19 protein-coding genes are annotated in these 18,430 nt (G+C 40.1%); 14 read left to right on the top strand and 5 right to left on the bottom strand.

Annotated elements, in window-relative coordinates; genetic code table 11:
• The first annotated feature begins 100 nt into the window (after positions 1 to 100).
• The 4 genes from IGI42_RS18715 (at position 101) to panC (ending at position 3,683) form a co-directional block, all read left to right on the top strand.
• Positions 101 to 841, top strand: a complete 741-nt coding sequence (locus tag IGI42_RS18715) for a DeoR/GlpR family DNA-binding transcription regulator (RefSeq protein ID WP_438717530.1) — start codon at positions 101 to 103, stop codon at positions 839 to 841.
• 306 nt (positions 842 to 1,147) lie between these two features.
• A complete protein-coding gene (locus tag IGI42_RS18710; protein ID WP_438717529.1) occupies positions 1,148 to 1,987 on the top strand; it encodes a Rossmann-like and DUF2520 domain-containing protein in 840 nt (279 codons plus the stop codon).
• Positions 1,987 to 2,835 carry a 3-methyl-2-oxobutanoate hydroxymethyltransferase gene (gene panB / locus IGI42_RS18705; protein ID WP_438717528.1) on the top strand — a complete coding sequence of 283 codons (849 nt, stop codon included), beginning with the start codon at positions 1,987 to 1,989 and terminating at the stop codon, positions 2,833 to 2,835. The genes IGI42_RS18710 and panB overlap by 1 nt, the downstream gene beginning before the upstream one ends.
• Positions 2,832 to 3,683, top strand: coding sequence for a pantoate--beta-alanine ligase (panC, locus tag IGI42_RS18700; protein WP_438717527.1), 852 nt, complete (start codon positions 2,832 to 2,834; stop codon positions 3,681 to 3,683). Before panB ends, panC begins: the two co-directional genes overlap by 4 nt.
• A 51-nt stretch (positions 3,684 to 3,734) precedes the next feature.
• Here panC and IGI42_RS18695 read toward each other — a convergent pair whose 3' ends face one another.
• Both IGI42_RS18695 and IGI42_RS18690 read right to left on the bottom strand, forming a co-directional pair.
• Positions 3,735 to 4,052 carry a type II toxin-antitoxin system RelE family toxin gene (locus IGI42_RS18695; RefSeq protein WP_438717526.1) on the bottom strand — a complete coding sequence of 106 codons (318 nt, stop codon included), beginning with the start codon at positions 4,050 to 4,052 and terminating at the stop codon, positions 3,735 to 3,737.
• A gap of 6 nt (positions 4,053 to 4,058) precedes the next feature.
• Positions 4,059 to 4,394, bottom strand: coding sequence for a type II toxin-antitoxin system Phd/YefM family antitoxin (locus IGI42_RS18690; RefSeq protein WP_438717525.1), 336 nt, complete (start codon positions 4,392 to 4,394; stop codon positions 4,059 to 4,061).
• A gap of 360 nt (positions 4,395 to 4,754) precedes the next feature.
• Here IGI42_RS18690 and IGI42_RS18685 point away from each other — a divergent pair, with 360 nt between their 5' ends.
• Genes IGI42_RS18685 through IGI42_RS18670 form a run of 4 tightly spaced genes read left to right on the top strand, consistent with a single transcriptional unit; the run spans position 4,755 to position 8,405 of the window.
• Positions 4,755 to 5,702, top strand: a complete 948-nt coding sequence (locus tag IGI42_RS18685) for an ABC transporter permease (RefSeq protein WP_438717523.1) — start codon at positions 4,755 to 4,757, stop codon at positions 5,700 to 5,702.
• Positions 5,699 to 6,667 carry an iron chelate uptake ABC transporter family permease subunit gene (locus IGI42_RS18680; protein WP_438717522.1) on the top strand — a complete coding sequence of 323 codons (969 nt, stop codon included), beginning with the start codon at positions 5,699 to 5,701 and terminating at the stop codon, positions 6,665 to 6,667. Before IGI42_RS18685 ends, IGI42_RS18680 begins: the two co-directional genes overlap by 4 nt.
• Positions 6,664 to 7,422 carry an iron ABC transporter ATP-binding protein gene (locus IGI42_RS18675; RefSeq protein ID WP_438717521.1) on the top strand — a complete coding sequence of 253 codons (759 nt, stop codon included), beginning with the start codon at positions 6,664 to 6,666 and terminating at the stop codon, positions 7,420 to 7,422. The genes IGI42_RS18680 and IGI42_RS18675 overlap by 4 nt, the downstream gene beginning before the upstream one ends.
• Before the next feature lie 17 nt (positions 7,423 to 7,439).
• Positions 7,440 to 8,405: a siderophore ABC transporter substrate-binding protein gene (locus tag IGI42_RS18670; RefSeq protein ID WP_438717520.1), complete on the top strand. Its 966-nt coding sequence runs from the start codon at positions 7,440 to 7,442 to the stop codon at positions 8,403 to 8,405.
• A 53-nt stretch (positions 8,406 to 8,458) separates the two neighbouring features.
• Here the strand turns inward: IGI42_RS18670 and IGI42_RS18665 are convergent, their stop codons facing one another.
• The 3 genes from IGI42_RS18665 to IGI42_RS18655 all read right to left on the bottom strand — a co-directional run bounded on the left by IGI42_RS18665 (position 8,459) and on the right by IGI42_RS18655 (position 11,213).
• Entirely contained in the window at positions 8,459 to 9,469 is a 1,011-nt protein-coding gene (locus IGI42_RS18665; RefSeq protein WP_438717519.1) for an ArsR/SmtB family transcription factor, read from the bottom strand.
• A gap of 141 nt (positions 9,470 to 9,610) precedes the next feature.
• Entirely contained in the window at positions 9,611 to 10,792 is a 1,182-nt protein-coding gene (locus tag IGI42_RS18660) for an ATP-binding cassette domain-containing protein (protein WP_438717518.1), read from the bottom strand.
• Entirely contained in the window at positions 10,713 to 11,213 is a 501-nt protein-coding gene (locus IGI42_RS18655) for an ABC transporter transmembrane domain-containing protein (protein ID WP_438717517.1), read from the bottom strand. Before IGI42_RS18655 ends, IGI42_RS18660 begins: the two co-directional genes overlap by 80 nt.
• A 449-nt stretch (positions 11,214 to 11,662) precedes the next feature.
• Between IGI42_RS18655 and IGI42_RS18650 the strand changes: the two genes are divergently transcribed.
• From IGI42_RS18650 to IGI42_RS18625, 6 genes are all read left to right on the top strand, one after another.
• On the top strand, positions 11,663 to 12,424 hold the full coding sequence (locus IGI42_RS18650; RefSeq protein ID WP_438717516.1) for a hypothetical protein: 762 nt from the start codon (positions 11,663 to 11,665) through the stop codon (positions 12,422 to 12,424).
• 286 nt (positions 12,425 to 12,710) lie between these two features.
• Positions 12,711 to 13,370: a response regulator transcription factor gene (locus IGI42_RS18645; protein WP_438718323.1), complete on the top strand. Its 660-nt coding sequence runs from the start codon at positions 12,711 to 12,713 to the stop codon at positions 13,368 to 13,370.
• Positions 13,371 to 13,383: 13 nt separating this feature from the next.
• Entirely contained in the window at positions 13,384 to 14,397 is a 1,014-nt protein-coding gene (locus IGI42_RS18640; protein ID WP_438717515.1) for a sensor histidine kinase, read from the top strand.
• An 80-nt stretch (positions 14,398 to 14,477) separates the two neighbouring features.
• Complete coding sequence (locus tag IGI42_RS18635; protein WP_438717513.1) at positions 14,478 to 15,509, top strand: acyltransferase family protein; 1,032 nt, start codon at positions 14,478 to 14,480, stop codon at positions 15,507 to 15,509.
• Between the two features lie 89 nt (positions 15,510 to 15,598).
• Positions 15,599 to 16,363, top strand: coding sequence for an ABC transporter ATP-binding protein (locus IGI42_RS18630; protein WP_438717512.1), 765 nt, complete (start codon positions 15,599 to 15,601; stop codon positions 16,361 to 16,363).
• On the top strand, positions 16,356 to 18,389 hold the full coding sequence (locus IGI42_RS18625) for an FtsX-like permease family protein (protein ID WP_438717511.1): 2,034 nt from the start codon (positions 16,356 to 16,358) through the stop codon (positions 18,387 to 18,389). Before IGI42_RS18630 ends, IGI42_RS18625 begins: the two co-directional genes overlap by 8 nt.
• Positions 18,390 to 18,430: the final 41 nt, after the last annotated feature.

Raw genomic sequence — 18,430 nt, 5'->3', positions numbered from 1 at the left:
TCCTATTCTATAGTTATTATGATAACAAAAAATGAAATGAATAGAAATAGTATGATATAATTTGAAAAGAACTGATGACGGATGAATATGGAGGGGTATGATGATTCCTTATGAGAGACAGGAAAAAATTCTTGATGCGTTAAGCTTAGAAGAGATAATTAAAATTGAAAAACTGCAAGGTGTAATACCTGGAGTATCGATTTCTACTTTGCGAAGAGATCTAAAGGAGTTGGAAAAAGCTGGAAGAATAGAATTTTTGGCAGGTGGTGCTGTAAAAATCTGCTCATCTACCGGCGAACTTCCAATATCAGCCAAAACTACATTGCAGCTAAAGGAAAAAGAGAGTATTGCCACCTTGGCAGCAGAGCTAATTCATGAAGGTGATGTCATCTATTTGGATTCTGGCTCGACATGTACGGCTTTGCTGAACCGTATCTTAGACAAAAGAATAAGTATTGTTACAACGAACGCCAGTGTTTTTACCATTCAACATGAAACGCAAGCTGAAATCATACTGCTGGGTGGACGATATAATCCAATAATTTCTTCATTAAATGGTCCATTGACTGACGATAATATCCAGACATTCAATTTTCAAAAGGCCTTTTTAGGAGCAAATGGGGTTGATGCAGTAAGAGGGGTTAGCACACCAAATCTAGTTGAAGCAAATAAGAAAAAGGAAATACTTAAAAATTCAACAAAAGTATATTTGCTGTGCGATAGTACAAAATTCCACAAAGCATCAGCGGTAAAAGCATTTGGAGTTGATGAGGTTACTTTGATTTCTGATCGGTTTGACGACCGAATTGGTGAATTGACTGAGATCATTCATCCAAGCTAAATGGTACTTTTGCAAGGGAAATTTTTGCGAGAACAATGATTAGACGCTATTTTGTTTTTTAGCTTATTAATAAAAGTTTTATGGTGTGTACATCTAGGCTTGAAGGGTGTACATGCCTTTTTTGTGCTGGCATAACGTTTTTGCTGCGTAGTTATAATTTATTGGCGGTTTTGCCGATTTTTATAGTTCATTAATAACCATTTTCCTGCAATTTAATCCTAGAAAACAGTGACACAGTATCAACTTTGAGATACAATTAATGAAAATGACACGTGTGTCAGTATTTGGTGTTGAAGGGAGTACCGTATGAAAATAGGTTTTGTCGGAGCAGGTAAGGTCGGTTGTTCGTTGGGTCATTATTTCGTGTCTAAGGGATTTGAACTAGCAGGTTTTTATAGTCGTAAGCTAGAAGCTGCGACGTTTGCGGCGGAGCGGACAGGTTCGCAAGCTTTTTCTACGTTAGAAGAACTTGTTGCAGCCAGTGATTGGCTTTTCCTAACTGTTTCAGATGGACAAATTTTGCCGGTTTTTCAACAAGTGCAGCCTTTTTTACGTTCTGAAATGGTGGTCTTTCATTGCTCTGGTGTAGAAAGTTCATGCTTGTTGGCAATTGATCCTGATCGAATGTATGGCTTGTATTCTTTTCATCCGATACTTGCTTTTCCTAATCGGCAAACAGCTCTTAATGTAATTGAACAAGCTTTGTTTACGCTGGAAGGAGACAAGGTAACGTTTGCTGAAGTCTATCAGCAGCTTGAAAGACTAGGAAATTTAATTCAACCCCTAGAAGCAGAGCAGAAAATTCGTTACCATGCCGCTTGTGTCATGTGCAGCAATTTGGTGAATGGGCTCGTATATACGAGTCAGGAACTTTTCCAGCAAGCCGGTTTTACGAAGGAGACTGCTGAGAATGCGTGGAGGAATCTCTTTATCGCAAATGCTCAGAATATTATCGCTACGGATGATATCGCAGCATTAACTGGCCCAATTGAGCGCGGCGATTTGTTAACGGTTGAAAAGCATTTAACCCAATTAACCGGAGAACAGGCTAGCATTTATCGCAATTTGTCCCAGATTTTGGTAAAAATGGCACAAATCAAACATCCCGAAACTGATTACACTCAACTAAAGGAGCAGTTAGATTAATGAAAAACACGACAGCAACATTACAAAAACAAAAGCAGCAGCAGGAAAAAATTTCAATGCTGACCGCATACGATTATACGACCGCAAGATTAGTAGATAAGGCCGGAATTAATGCCATCTTAGTGGGGGATTCTTTAGGGATGGTGATGTTAGGGTATGAAAATACCTTGGCGGTGACGATGGAAGACATGATTCATCACTCAAAAGCGGTGGCTCGAGGGGCTGAAAGTTCATTGGTGGTTACAGATTTACCGTTTCTTTCCTACCATACTTCTATTGAGCAAGCGGTTTTAAACGCTGGACGATTATTAAAAGAAGGAAATGCGCAAGCTGTGAAGTTAGAAGGTGGTGTGGAGTTCCAAGAAGTTATCCAAGCGATCACACGAGCTTCGATTCCAGTCATGGGACATATTGGTCTAACACCCCAATCGGTTCATTCCTTCGGCGGATTTAAAATTCAAGGGAAAACCGAAGCGGCTGCTAGAAAAGTTATTCAAGATGCGCTGGCGGTTGAAGCGGCCGGAGCTTTTGCCATTGTTTTAGAAGGCGTTCCTGAAAGCTTGGGGCAACTCATTACCGAGCTTTTAACGATCCCGACTATTGGTATCGGAGCAGGACGCTATACCGATGGACAAGTCTTGGTCTATCAAGATATGTTGGCAATGTACGATGGTCTGCAGCCGAAATTCGTGAAGCAATATGCAGCCATTGGTGATGAAATGGTGGCGGCGTTTGAACAGTATCATCAAGAAGTAAAGGCGCAAATTTTTCCTGCAGATGACCATGTCTTTGCAATTCAACCAGAAATAACGGCGACCTTGCGTCAGGAATTTGGTGGCGAAAAATGAAACTGATAACCACGATAACTGAAATTCGTAAAATTGTCACTGAATGGAAAAAAGCGGGAAAATCAGTCGGGTTAGTTCCTACAATGGGGTATTTGCATGAAGGACATCAAAGTCTAATTCAAAAGGCTCATGCGGAAAATGATGAAGTGGTGGTCAGTGTTTTTGTCAATCCGACACAGTTTAGTGCCAACGAAGATTTATCCAGCTATCCTCGCAATATCGAGAATGACTTGGAAAAAAGTCGTGAAGCAGGTGCGAGCGTGATTTTTCATCCTGATGTCAGCGAAATGTATCCTGAAGGCTATAATACGTATATTGAAGCTTTTGGCGTGACTGAAGTGTTGGAAGGAGCTAGCCGACCGACTCATTTTCGCGGAGTGACAACGGTTGTAGGGAAACTTTTTAACATTATTCAGCCGGATCGGGCCTATTTTGGTCAAAAGGATGCCCAGCAGGCGGCAGTGATTGAGCAGATGGTGCGAGACTTGAACTTTCCAGTGGCAGTTGTCCGTTGTCCAATTATTCGGGAAGCAGATGGATTGGCCAAAAGCTCACGGAACGTTTATTTGTCAGCAGAAGAACGCCAAGCGGCATTGGTTCTTTCTCACGCCTTGAAGCTGGCAAAAAAAATGCTCGAACAAGGTGAGAAGTCTGCGGCAACAATCAGGCATGCCATGACCGAAAAAATCCAACAAGAACCGTTAGCGGTGATTGATTATATTAAAATTGTCGATGATCGTACCTTACGAGATGTGCGTGTGATTGAAGCACCCGTACTGATTCCCATTGCGGTTAGAATCGGCAACACTCGATTGATTGATAATTTTGTTTTTGGGAGAACCGAATAAAGAGACATGAGATGCTTTGTAAAAAGACCTTAGGCTGCTAAGTCTAAGGTCTTAAGATTTTTTGTTGTGTAGATGAATCCTCCGAAGTGCTTCCTCGTATACTTTTCCACTCTCACGTTTTCCGATGGCAATGACAGTAATAATATAGACTTCTCCAGTAAGATTGTTGACTTTAAACACAAGCCTGAGTCCTAATCTTTTCTGCTTTAATTTGCGATAACCTTGTAAATTTCCTTGTAGAGCTTCTCCAGCATTTCCGCCGAGCTTAAGTATTTTTATTAGAGCTTTATCAATTTGTTTTTTTTGTGATCCATCCAAACTTTTATAATCTTTAACGGCTAAGGGGTGCCAGATTAGTTGGTTATCCATACTTAGCTACTCCCATTCATCTTCGATATCCAGTAACTCGGCAACCAGACTTTCCTCACCACGAACTTCTGCATCGGGTAAGTAATCCACTTTCATAGCTATTCGCCTTAGGGTTTCAAGTTCCACAATCCGATCCAACAATTGGTCATTTTCAATGCTTATCTTTTGATAATTTTCGATGAGTTGGTTGTAATTTTCTGTGTCAAGAATCACAGCTACGGCTTTGTTGTTGTTCAGAACGTAAACCCCATTATGAGTCTTTTGTGCCTTTTCAATAGAAGCCATAGGGGACTTCTTTAAATCAGAGATCGAAACGAGTTCATTTTTAATGGCATCAAGCATAAACAGACCTCCTTTTTGAACTATTATAGCACTTTATTTTATCTATTAAAAGACATTTTGTTGTACTAATATAAAATTCAATATTGTACCTTTACTAATATTTGTTCAAAGGAAATCCTTATATCCATTCTCATTAAAATTAGAACATTCTCATTTAGGTTGGTATTTACTATTTTTATTTTAATCATAATAAATCTGAGAACCCACTTATACCAGACTTTCACAAGCACATTTTCAATTTTCTTGCAACGATTCTCTTCTAATAGCTAAAAAAATCTTGCATTTGTTGACGATTTCGCCTAAAATTTAAAAACGAGAGGGATAATGAGAATCATTATCAGTTAAACAGGGAGTGATTCGTTGAAAAAAGGATGGATTATTGCGCTTTTATTCCTCTTAAGCGGTTTCTCGATTTTTTTAGGGGTAAAGGATCTTGCGTTGCAGGGATTGCTTGCAGGCGATCAGCAGCAATGGTTGGTTTTAGCAACAACACGTATTCCGCGAACGGTTAGCTTGATTTTAGCTGGTGCTACCATGAGTATTTGCGGCTTGATTATGCAGCATCTGACGCAAAACAAATTTGTTTCGCCAACTACAGCAGGAACGATGGACAGTGCCCGGCTAGGAATTTTGGTCGTGATGTTGTTTTTGCCGAATGCGTCTACACCGGTGCGGGCTTTTACGGCTTTTGTCTTTGCCTTTATAGGAACGATGGTCTTTCTAGCATTGAGTCGCTTGTTACCGGCGAAAAATCCGGTGTTTTTGCCCTTATTAGGAGTGATGTTCGGGAATATAGTCGGCTCGGTGGCGACGTTTTTTGCCTACCAGTTTGAACTGATTCAAAACATGTCTTCTTGGCTGCAAGGGAATTTTTCATTAGTGACAAAAGGAAACTATGAGCTCTTGTATTTAACAATTCCGTTGTTTATTGTTATCTACTTTTTTGCTTACCTTTTCACAATAGTTGGTTTAGGAGAAGATGTAGCGGTGAATCTAGGAATTAACTATCGGTTGGCTCAAATCTTTGGGATCGCTTTAGTGGCAGCGGCCAGTGGATTGGTCTTAATTATGGTTGGCACCGTACCGTTTCTTGGAGTGATTGTTCCTAATATCGTCTCATTGATTTTTGGCGATCATGTCAAGCAGACGCTGTGGGTTACTGCTGTATCTGGAAGTTTGTTCTTGATGGTTTGCGATATGATTTCACGGATTGTGATCGCTCCTTATGAAGTACCTGTCAGTTTAACGGTAGGGGTACTTGGCAGCATAATTTTTATTTACCTGCTGGTTAGGAGGCGACAGGCATGAAGACCTTCCCTCTGAAAAAAGGAACGACACTTAGTTTGCTGACGCTGCTCGCTATCGTGTTGATTGCTATTTATCTAACCTATAACACCTATGGTAATTTTCAATTTGCTTGGATGCTGCGGGGGAAAAAGGTGGCGGCCTTTTTATTAGTCGCATTAGCAACGGGGATGGCGACAGTGAGCTTTCAAACCATGACTCAAAATCAATTCTTAACACCGAATATTTTGGGCTTAGATTCCTTGTACGTGTTAATCCAAACGGTTTTGTTTTTTGTTGTTGGTGGAGTAGAAATGCTGTCAGATGAACAGACGCCATTGTTTCTGATAAGCATTCTGATGATGGCTTTATTAAGTCTATTGTTAGCCAACGTGCTTTTAAAGCGGCAGCAAAATGACTTGTTTATTCTGTTAATGCTAGGAATGATCTTTGGTACCTTGTTCAGCAGTACCAGTAGTTTTTTACAGGTGATGATGGACCCTAATGAGTATGATTTGCTGCAGGGAAAACTTTTTGCCAGCTTCAGTAACATCAATACCCATCATTTGATGATCGCAACCGGCATTATTGTCATCGGATCGCTAGTACTATATCGCTTGAATCGTTACTTGGACGTGTTACATTTAGGCGCTGACCAAGCAACGAATCTGGGGCTTTCGGTGAATCGGTTTCAAATGCTGATTTTGTTTCTGGTGAGTTTGTTAACGGGAACAGCGACTGCCTTGGTAGGACCGGTTACATTTTTAGGCTTTATTGTTGCTAACATTGCTTATCAGATGATGCCTACTTATCGTCACAGCTATTTGTTTCCAACCTCAGTCTTGCTGGGCATTAGTTTTCTGGTGGGCAGTCAGTTTTTAGTGGAGCAAGTATTTGAATTAAGAACGACAGTTAGTGTGGTAACGCAGTTTGTCGGTGGTATGTATTTTGTCTGGAAAATTATTCACGAAAGGAGACGGCAAGGATGATCGATGTGAAAAATGTCTCGAAGAATTATGGGACTAAGAAGGTGATTTCAGAAGTTCGCCTGCCAATCAAAGAAAAGCAATTGACCGCCTTTATTGGGCCAAACGGTGCGGGTAAAAGTACTCTATTGTCGATGATTAGTCGGTTAATTGATGTAGATACCGGTGAAATCTATTTAGATCACAACGAAGTCAAAGCGTGGCGCTCGAATGAGTTGTCAAAAAAGCTGTCGATCCTTAAACAGAGCAATGGCTTAAATCTGCGGATCTCGGTTCGTGAATTGGTGAGCTTCGGTCGTTTTCCTTATTCTAAAGGTCGCTTGAATCAAGAAGATCAGCGTTTGATTGATTATGCGCTAGACAAACTTGGTTTAAACGAAATGGCCGAAGACAGCATCGACACGTTGTCAGGCGGTCAGTTGCAACGAGCGTACATTGCGATGATTTTGGCCCAAGATACGGAATATATTTTACTGGATGAGCCGTTGAATAATTTAGATATGAATTATGCCGTTCAGTTAATGCAGACGTTGCGCCGTCTGGTGGATGAAGAACAAAAAACCATTCTATTGGTGATTCATGACATTAACTTTGCTGCCAGCTATGCCGATGAAATTGTCGCAATGAAAGCAGGGCAGATTTTTGCTCATGGTACCACCGATGAAATGATTCAGCCTGATGTGTTGAATCCCTTATATGAAATGGACGTCAAAATTTGCGAGCTTGAGGGTAAGCGATTTTGTATGTATTTTAATTAAAATTGGAGGAAAAAAGATTGAAAAAATATATTGTTAGTTTATCAGTAGTATTATTGGGGCTTGGTTTAGCAGGGTGTAACTCAGGAAATAGCGGCACCACCGATTCAAGCGGCGGAGCAACTGCTCAAAGTAGTGCGGCTACAGCTAAAACGCTGGAAGTAACCGACAGCAACGGTACGGTAACCGTTCCGAAAAATCCTGAAAAAGTCGTTGTTTTTGATAATGGCTCATTGGATACGATTGATGCTTTAGGTGCAGGTGACAGTGTCGTTGGTGCAGCGACTGACAATTTACCAGCTTATTTGGCAGATTACAAAGACGTTGATTCTGCTGGTGGGATTAAAGAACCTGATTTAGAAAAAATCAACCAAATGCAGCCGGACTTGATTATTATTTCCGGTCGCCAAAGTGATTTTTTGGATCAGCTGAAGGAAATTGCACCAACGATGTATTTGGCAGTTGATACAAGTGATACTTGGAACTCGATCCAGCACAATGTGGAAACACTAGGCCAAATCTTTGATAAAGAAGACGAAGCCAAAGAACAATTAGCTGACCTTGAAGCCAGCATTGAAGAAACCAAAACCAAAGCAGAAGAAAGCCAAGACAAAGCCTTAACTGTATTAGTAAACGAAGGACAACTTTCTACCTATGGGAAAGATTCTCGTTTCGGCATTATTTATGATACCTTTGGTTTTACAGAAGCGGACGATGCGATTGAAGCTTCAACTCATGGACAAAGTGTTTCGTATGAATATGTCTTAGAAAAAAATCCAGAGGTTGTCTTTGTGGTTGATCGCACACAAGCGATCGGCGGAGATGACAGCAATAACAATGTTGCCGATAACGAGCTTGTTGCTCAAACAACGGCAGGTAAAGATGGAAAAGTGATCTCCCTTCAACCAGATGTTTGGTACTTAAGCGGTGGCGGATTAGAATCAGTCAAAATGATGTTGGATGATGTAAACAAAGCCTTTGAATAAAAAGTAGGATAGCCACAACAGTAAGAGCATTGCTCAGCTGTTGTGGCTATTGTTTATTTTAGTAACTCGCGTCGTAGCTCGTGGATAAAATGTTCAATCGACGCTTCATTTAAGACATAATAGGCTTTATTTTTTTTCTCGATTTTTACGAAGCCGGAATTTAATAAGGCATTCATATGATGAGAAATGGTTGCCGGTGCCAACTTCAAATGCTCAGCCAGCTCTAAATTGTAGCTAGGTTTTTCTTTTAAGTAAGCCAAGATTTCCAGCTTGGTTTTGTCACTAATGGACTTAAGCCCCACTAACAGATCTTCCTTAGTAAGTGACGCATTGCTGCCGCTTCGCTGAACATAGTCACCTAAAAGACCATAATAGCAATGATCCTCAAGAATAAGTACCGACATCGGTACTGCTAAGGTAGGAGTAACCGTTGCCGCCAGCTCCAAGTTTGTGGTCATTTGTCGTAGAAACGACTCATTTTCTGTGTCATGCAGGTATTTTTCCAGCAAAGGTGTTAACTGAGTTTGGATTACTGCTTGTGCTGTCTCAAAAGCTGATAGATTCGTCTGAACTGCTTCAATCAAATCTGTCAAGATAGGTCTGGGTTGTTGCAACAGATGAGTGATTTGCCATTTTACGCTATCGGAAAATTCCAGCTGTCCTAACTGTTGGATCGCCTGAAGGATGGTTGCGTCCTTCACCGGTTCCTCGTCATTATAGAGATAAACGGACTCAATGATTAACTGCTGCAGCTCTTCATCACTTAGGGTCGAAAGTTCATTGTTCCAGAAAGGATGACGGAAAAGCAGAAAAGCTAAGGTGATTAAGTAGTCCTGCTCAGCCTCTTGGAAAAACAAGTCACAGTTCGTCGGCACTCGGTGTTCACCAAAGCTGGTATAATAAGCTTCAATGATAGGATAGTGTCTTTCATAAAAGCTTACCCCGTCCAACCCCAGTTCATCCAATTCAGCAATCGTTTCTTGCTTGGCCTTTTCGTCAAAAGGCGTCTGATACAGTAGGAAAAAAGTTTCAAAGTAAGGATTCAATCGATTATTAATAGGCAAGGCAGTCCTGCTTGTTTTCTCCTTTGAATAACTAGTTATCCCTCATCATAAATCAAACGGTAGCCACTTGCAATTGCTTCTGTTGCTTAATTGAAGCAAACTCGGCAAAGCGTGGGTTACTGATCAATTCCTCGTAAGAACCTATTCATCCATATAGATAATCGCATCATAGCGACGTAGCAGATTTTCATTCAAATTGTGGGTGATGGTCAGTAAAGTCAGATCCGGTAATTGTAGCAAACGACCTTCAATATCATAGGCGGTCTTACTGTCGACAGCTGAAGTTCCTTCGTCCAAAATCAAAAATGGTTTATTCTGAATCAGGGCCCGAGCCACAGCCACCCGCTGCTTTTGCCCACCTGGTAAATTATTTCCATTCTCACCAACGGAGGTTTCTAGACCATCAGGTAGTTGATCAATAAATGTTTTGGCACCACTAGCTAATAAGGCGTTGCTGATTTCACCTGTGGATCGCTCCTGATGCAGGGTGATATTCTCGCCGATGGATTCATCAAACATATAAACACTTTGATGAATCATCGAGTAATGCTGGGGAATTTGATGAACGTCTAATTGTTTCAATTCTTTGGCGTCATAATAAATCGCACCTCGATAATCACCAAAGTTCGCTGTGATTAAACGGGCCAAGGTGGTTTTTCCGCAACCGCTGGGACCTACTAAAGCATATTTCTTGTTTTTCTCTAAGGTTAAGCTGAGCTGATTGATGACGGGTTTGTCCTCATAACTAAAAGCCAGCTGTTTTAGTTGTATCGCTTTTTCAAACGAAGGAGCTTCAGTGCCTTTGAAAGGTGATATAACTGGAGCGGAGAGTTCGTTCATTAGAGCTACTATCGGCTGAGCACCTTGAATTTTCGGTAAGCTTTCTAAAATCATGGCTGCTGGTTGCACAAACGTACCACTTAATTGAAGTAATGCCAGCATGACTCCCGCAGTCATCTCACCGTTTAACACAAAATAAGCAGCGACAATTAAATTAACAAACTGCGTGCCGGCTCCTAAAACCACTGAAATTCCTTCATTAACAGCATAGAGCTTGTTTACTGAGAATTTGGATTTTGCCGTATTTTCGTTTTGTTGGCAAAAGCTCTTACCGGCAAAAGGAAGCATCTGAAAGGATTGAATCACTTCGTAGCCAGACAATAAATCCTTTAAACGAACCGTTAGAGAAGTGTAATCTTGTGAAAGCTGATCTTGCCGCTTTTGCAGCGGTTTACCAAAAATACTAGGAATGATGATTAAGTCCAATAAACAAACCACCATCACCGCCGTAATTAGCGGACTCGTGTAAATCAGGGCAATCAAGGTAGCGACAAAAACAAAGCCATAACGAAGGGGTATCCAATAGTGGAATCAGATAATTGTCCTCTAGAATCTTATTATCATTGGTGACTGCGGAGATGTAGTCAGCTGAGTTAGTCGAATGAAAAGTCGAAGCATCACGGGTTAAAATGCCGTCAAAGATTTCCTGACGCAAATCTTGAACAACGTGGTAGATAAATTTCTTGCTGAAATAGCTGTAAGTCCATTGTAGTATGCCAATTACTGGTAAATATAAAACAGTAAGCCAAATAGTTCGTCGAAACAAACCACTATCTTGAGTAATGGCGGCATTCAAAATGTCTCGTAGTAAGAATGCGGCATAAATCGCTGTTACGGAAGATAGGATACTGAAAAGCAACGTACAGATTAGCAATAACTGGTGGTTTTTAATCACTTTTTTCATCGGTTTCACCTATTTTTCTAGTTAGATGGTTATCTAATTTTTCGAAAACCATATCACCAATATCGAAGAATATTAAGGATTAAATTAGGCATACATCTAATTTCTACATATGTATTCGATTTGTAACTAAAATTATCCGTTGGTAAAACAGATATAACGTAAATGGCAGAGAATTCTACAATGAAAGATTAAACCTTTATTAATAAATAATGAATATGATTATTGGATCATTTATCTGGTGTTCTGTATTATGAAAGACTTTATGAAAGAAAGTTTTTTTGCTATTATTAATGATAAAGAAATTCGTTGTTTTAGAGAATAGGCATCCATAATAAAGGACGAAACTTTTAAATCAATTTTTGTTCGTTAGATCACTAGGGCTCATAGGTTGTAACGGTAACTTGTACAAAATCGATGGAACAAGTGTTTAAACAATTAGTGAAAAGAAGGTGAAACCCCTGCAGCATGTGTTGATTTTAACCAAAAATATTTTATCCGAAGAAAGACTAATAAAAAAGCTTCACCACCTAAATAACGAAGTTCTTTGTTCGGTGGATTTGCTTGATTATCTGAGACAAGGGAAAAATATTCTGCCGATCAATTATTTTCAACTAGTGCTATTGAGTGAAACATTAAGTAATGCCGAGTTAGAAATTTTTCTACCAAGACTAAGTAAATTATCGGCTGCGATTGTGCGGGTGAGTGACCAGGAGAAGCTGGAACGAAACCCTAGCGACACTCCTTGGATTCATGGCTGGATTTCGACAAACGATTCCCTCGAAAAAATACGAGAGAACTTAGCAGAAGCAATAGAAATTCTTAACGGCAAGCCTCGCTGGGTTACCCGAGCAAATGAATACACCAGAGTGAGCAACCTAGCCAAGTCCGATCTTATTCGAACTGTTCGCAGTACTTTTTCTAAGATGGAAAGCCGTATTTTTGACCGTTTGTTGGTGGCTCGAATTAAAGGACAAAGTATTAACCAGCAAGAAATGGGGGAGTACCTTTGGGAAAATAGTGGGACATCTTTAAATGTGTATCAGCTGTCTTGTTTCATTCAAGCAATTGAGCATAAATTTAACAAAGCTGGCATTCTAGAGGAAATCATCACTACTACATTGGACAATGGCTACCAAATAAATACCAAATTTTACCAGAAATGGTTGCAGGATGAGCCAGAAATCAGTCATTTGACTTATCAAATCGTTTAAAAGTAGAATTTATGAAAGAAGTGTTCAGCGCCGAGAAGTAAGTCGAATAATCCGAAAGAGCTGTCTCTGTTACACCAATTATGTGGTGTTCAGTGGCTGTGACGTTTTATGTCACAGCCACTTTTTGTGTTCTAGCGACATATTTTTTAATTATTTTCGTTATCAACTTGAAGCAAAGGAGGTCTAAATCCTCTTTCTTTTAAAAAAGATGTTCATTCATAAAAGTGAATGCTATCATAAATAGATACTAAAGAGTCTAAGGAACGGGGAATGCAGCTTGAAAATCATGATTATTGAAGATGAACCAAAGATCAGGCAAGAGTTGGCTACGCTTTTGAAGAATTCCCTTTATGAAGTAGCACTAGTGGAGAAGTTTACGGATGTGACGCAGCAAGTTCAGCAGGCTTTACCGGATTTGATTTTGCTGGATATTCATCTGCCGGGAATCGATGGTCACCAGCTGTGTGGAGAAATTCGTCGGACGATGGAGGTACCGATTATTTTTCTAACCAGTGATAGCAGTGTCATGACGGAAACCAACAGTATTTTAATGGGTGGGGACGATTTTATTGCCAAGCCCTACCATCCGTCGGTCTTATTGGCGCGGATTACCGCTGTGTTGAAGCGAAGTAGTCGTGGGGTGATTCAAGAAGAATCAACACTAGAACACAAGGGAGTTAAGTTGGATATTCGTTCCTATAAACTCGAAGCAAATGGACTTGAGACAGAATTGTCAAAAAACGAGTGCAAACTATTGTATTATTTGTTCCTCCATAAAGGAGAAGTGGTGTCACGCTTGGATTTAATCGAGTATCTGTGGGATAACGAAGTATTTATTGATGACAACGCGTTAAGTGTAACAGTGACGCGAATTCGTTCTCGTTTAGTTGATGTTGGAGTAACGAATTTTATTGAAACTAAGCGTGGTGCAGGTTATAAGATTTGAAAAGGAGCAGCAAATGACTTTAGCAAGCTATTTAAAGAATAAGATTTTACTTCTCGTATTAAATGGCGTCAGCCTATTTTGCCTGTGTCTATACTTATTAGTAATCGGAAACAGCACTTTAACAGTCGGCTTAATTGCGCTATTTTGGTTAACCACTTTAGTAATATGGCTGACGATCAATTATCAACAACGTAAGAAATATTTCGCAGGCATCCTGAGTACGTTGGAGCAACTAGAAAAACCGTACCTGATCCAAGAATTCATGGGGCAAAGCTGGCAGTTGGAGGATCAACTGCACCAGCAAATTTTACGTCAATCCAATAAAGCTGTAATTGAAAAAATTCAAGGGTTGGAAGAGGAGCAAAAAGAGTATCGCGAATTTATTGAAGGGTGGATTCATGAAGTGAAGCTTCCAATCACTGGGATGCATTTGGCTGCCTATCCTTTAGATCATCCAACGAAGCGGAAATTTGAACTCTATTTAACTGAAATGGATGATCTAGTAGAAAAAGCGCTATTTTATGCCCGCTCGGAACAGGTGTACAAGGATTACGCCCTTAAAGAAACCGATCTGCGACATGTGGTATTGCAGGTAGTTGGAAAAAATAAATACCTGCTGATTCAAAATCAAATGACTGTAGAGCCGTTAATCGAGTCAGTATTTGTACAAACAGATGAAAAATGGGTGGTCTTTATTTTAGGGCAGTGGCTGATTAATGCTGTGAAATATAAAAAAGAGGGCCCAGGAACACTGGTCTTTGCGGTGGAAGAAGCGGAGCATAGTGTTCGATTATCGCTAACAGATAATGGCATCGGAATTCCAGCTGACGAACTGGGTCGGGTATTTGATAAAGGCTTTACCGGCACCAACGGACGCCAGCGAGAAAAAACGACGGGGATCGGTTTGTATTTATGCAAAAAGCTATGCAAGAAACTGGAGCTGGGACTGGAAATTGCTTCAAAGCAAGATGAATATACAACCGTGACCCTCGTCTTTCCCAAAAATACGTATCTTTCAAAGTTGTAATTTTCAGCACAGATAAGGTGATACCAAGCAACGCCTTCAAAGGATAAACTGACACTAGTTTATTCGATGGAGTAATTAGCATGGATTTCGTTCGAGCAACCAAAACACAAAAAGCATTAGTCAACCGCATTCATTGGATGCAGTATCTAGCAGCTTTGTTAGTGATTTGTGTTCATTGTGGACCGGTACTAGAAGATCCGAGTTATAATCATGTGTTAAAAGGGGCTGTCTGCAGGGTGGCAGTGCCTTTTTTCGCCTTATCAACTGCGTATTTTGTTCGTGAAAAAAATCGACAGCAGCCAAATTATTTTCGGACATACTTAAGCACCAGTATTAAAAATTATCTCGTTTGGAGCCTTGTTTTTCTTCCGCTGGGGTTTGTATGGTTGCAGCAGCACATGAAATTGCCGCCTTATTTATATCCAGCGGCTATGCTGGTAGGACTCTTTTACAGTGGAACGTATTATCATTTATGGTATATTCCAGCCTTGCTTTTTGCTTTGTTGCTCGTCCATGTTTTAGTTAGAAGGTACAAGTATAAAGTTTTAGTAATCGGGTTTGGACTGTTGTATCTGTTTGGTTGCTTGGAGACTTACTACGGTTTTTTATCGGAAGGCTGGCTTCAGTCATTTTTTGATGGATACATCCAAGTGTTCGTTACAACTAGAAATGGGTTGCTGTTTTTAAGTATTTTTGTGGTTCTAGGTTTTCTGATCAGTGATTATCAGGAACAGTTACATCATTATTCTCAGTATTATTCAGGGGGATTGGTGGTGAGTATATCGGGGTTAATTCTAGAGGAACGGTTGATTTTTCAATCGGGCAATCTAGACATGAATTTTCTGATCAGTCTGTTGCCCTTCAGCTTTTGCGTTTTTCTATGGGGGCTAAATGGGTCCTCACATTCAAGTAGACTAAATTTGAAGAAACTAAGTAGTTACTATTATTTTATCCATCCCTTGGCCCTAACGCTGATGAAGTTACTAACCCAGCAGTCAACTACCAATGGATGGCTTCGATTTTTACTCACAGTGCTGCTTACTCACGGACTGAGTTTAGTCGTGAGTATTGGCAGGAAAAAAATAAGCAAGAGTTATCTGTCAAAACTGTAACCTTCAGTACAGATAAGTACATACTAAGTAATGGAAAAAATCTATAAACTAAGTTTAGAAAGTTAGCTTATGGATTGGAGAGAGAAAAGATGAAGACATTAATACAAGTGGAAAAGGTTGAAAAATATTATGGTTCAAAAAGCAACGTCACTAAAGCATTAGACGGGGTGGATTTCGAGATTTTAGAAGGAGAATTTACCGGTATCATGGGATCTTCTGGTTCAGGAAAAAGCACCTTGCTAAATGTATTATCTACTATTGATACGGTGACTTCCGGGCATGTCTATTTTCGAGGCACAGATATTAGTACGTTAAATGAGGAACAGGTGGCGAAATTCCGTAAAGAAAATCTGGGCTTTGTGTTTCAGGAGTTTAATCTGTTAGACACTTTAACGATTGAAGAAAATATTACTTTGGCGATGACTTTACAGGACAATCCTCAAAAGGATATTCAGCAACAAGTGAAAAGATTGATGGAACAACTGGGGATTGGAACAATTGCTGATAAATTTCCTTATGAAGTTTCCGGTGGGCAAAAACAGCGCTGTGCCTGTGCGCGGGCAATTGCCAATCAGCCACTGGTAATTATGGCGGATGAACCTACTGGAGCGCTGGATTCCAAATCAGCCCAAACGTTACTGGAAACCTTTGTCACCATGAATCAGAAAATGAATTCAACGATTTTAATGGTGACCCACGATGCTTTTTCCGCTAGTTATTGTAGACGGATTTTGTTTTTAAAGGATGGTCAAATCTTCCATGAGCTGATTCGAGGTGAGAAAAGCCGACGGGAGTTTTTGAATGATATTTTAGATGTGCTGTCGGTGTTTGGTGGAGGTGGGGGCAATGTTTAAAACCTTAATTGCTCGCAATGCTAAGCGTTCGGCGAAGGATTACATGATTTATGTAGGTACCATGACGATTATTTCCACCTTGATGTTTGCCTTTCATGGCATGATTTTCTCCAAAGATATGCGGGCGTTGTATGCAGATGCAGCAGTTTTTGTAGTGATGATTGGGATCGCCTCTTTTTTTATTATCGGAATTGTTATGTGGCTGGTGCGCTATATCGTGAACTTTATGCTGGAAAAACGCAGTAAAGAGTTCGGCACCTATTTATTGCTGGGGATGACGAAAAAGCAGGTGATTAAGCTGTTTCGTCGAGAAAATTATTTGTTAGGATTGTTGTCGATTCTGTTGGGGATTATTCCTGGGTATGCTTTTCAGCTGCTATTTGTTAATATTTTTTATTCCATTTTGGAGACTGAATATAGGATTTCACCGGATTTCAATCCGTGGTATTTGTTGCTTACTTTTGGTATTTTAGCGTTGGCGTATGTGTTGGCGATGCGGGGCGTTCGACGAAAAATAAAAAAGATGACTATTCGCGAATTGCTTTACAGCGATCAGCAGAACGAAAAAATTGTTCATGAGAAAAATGGTCGCAAGGGCATCCTGGTCATTCTTTCGGTGGTGTATATTTGCGTCTTCAACGGACTGATTTTGACTTCCAACATGTCTTTAAACGCTAGCGTCTTCTATTCTCTAGGGTTAGTTATGGCGATTTATTTACTGTATTTCGGTTTGTCTGCGTTCTTTATCCGCTTCATTCAGAAAAAATCACCGCTGATTTATAAACAGGATACACTGTTTGTACTGCGGCAGCTGTCTTCCAAGATTAAAACCATGCGTTTTACGATGGGGACTTTGACGATTTTGTTTACAGGAGCGTTGCTGACATGGATGGTAGTGATGATGTTTACCAATTTTCAGCGGAATCAAGTCACTCTTACGCAGCCATTTGATATTTCCATCTCTAATGCGGACGCTGATTATGACTTTAGTGACGAAGAGCAGGTAATCGCGGAAAGTGCACAAATAAATGAACAATATCAGTATTTGATTTTTCGAAACGGTACAACAGCAATGAATGATTATTTGTATGAGCATGTTGATGGAACTTACAAAGGCGAAAAAGTTGGCGATCAATGGGCTGACAGCTCTTATTTCGGTGAAGATACATTCATGAAGTTGAGTGACTATAATCACTTGCGAGAAATGGCCGGCTACGATAAAGTGCAATTGAAGGTTGGACAATATATCTTGCAAGGAAAAAAACGTTTGGAAAAACAATGGCAACAGGTGGAAGAGCAGGTCACCATCACAGCAAACCAAGAAACCTTGGCATTGCGGACTATTCAGATGGAGCCTTTTGCTCAGAACGGGATGAATGGTGCAGATTATCTCTTAGTTGTAGCTGATGAGACAGCTGAGAAAATGATTCCTTATTATCGGGCAATGGCGGTCAATATTGCTGGCGAAGCACCACAGGGATTGCAGCAAAAATTAGAAGCCTTGGACAAGAATTACAATGAAACTGAACAATATGGTGATCTTTACAACATTTCTTACGGCAATGGCAGCGATCAAATCATGACGATGTCAGGAACCACAATTGTTAGAGATAATATTCAAAGAGATGCTAGTTTTGTGATTGTCTCCCTCTGTTTTATGATGGCATATCTGGGAATTGTTTTCCTTTGTGCCGCCTTGACCATCCTAGCCGTTCAGCAGTTAAGTGATTCTACTAAACACAAAAAGCGCTACGACATCTTACGTCAATTAGGACTAAGTAAAAAGGAAACCGAAAGAGTAGTGCTGAAGCAATTGAGTATCTATTATTTATGTCCGTTGATGATCTCGGTGGTTTTAAGTATTTTTATTGGATTATTTGCGGGAGAACGGTTTGTTTACTACACTGGTGTTCAAGGTAGTTCAATGGGATTTTACGGATTATCATTAGGGGTTTTCTTAGTCATTTACTTTGCTTATTTTATTGTGACCTATATTGGTTTTACACGTAATATCGAGAAATATTAAGTGCTTATTCGAAGTTGTGACAGAAGAGTTCAGCTCCGGGA

This window comes from Enterococcus sp. AZ109, assembly GCF_051714625.1.
Classification (GTDB): Bacteria; Bacillota; Bacilli; order Lactobacillales; family Enterococcaceae; genus Enterococcus_A.
Note: the sequence above shows the minus strand (reverse complement) of the source record. Positions and strands in the feature narration are given on the sequence as shown.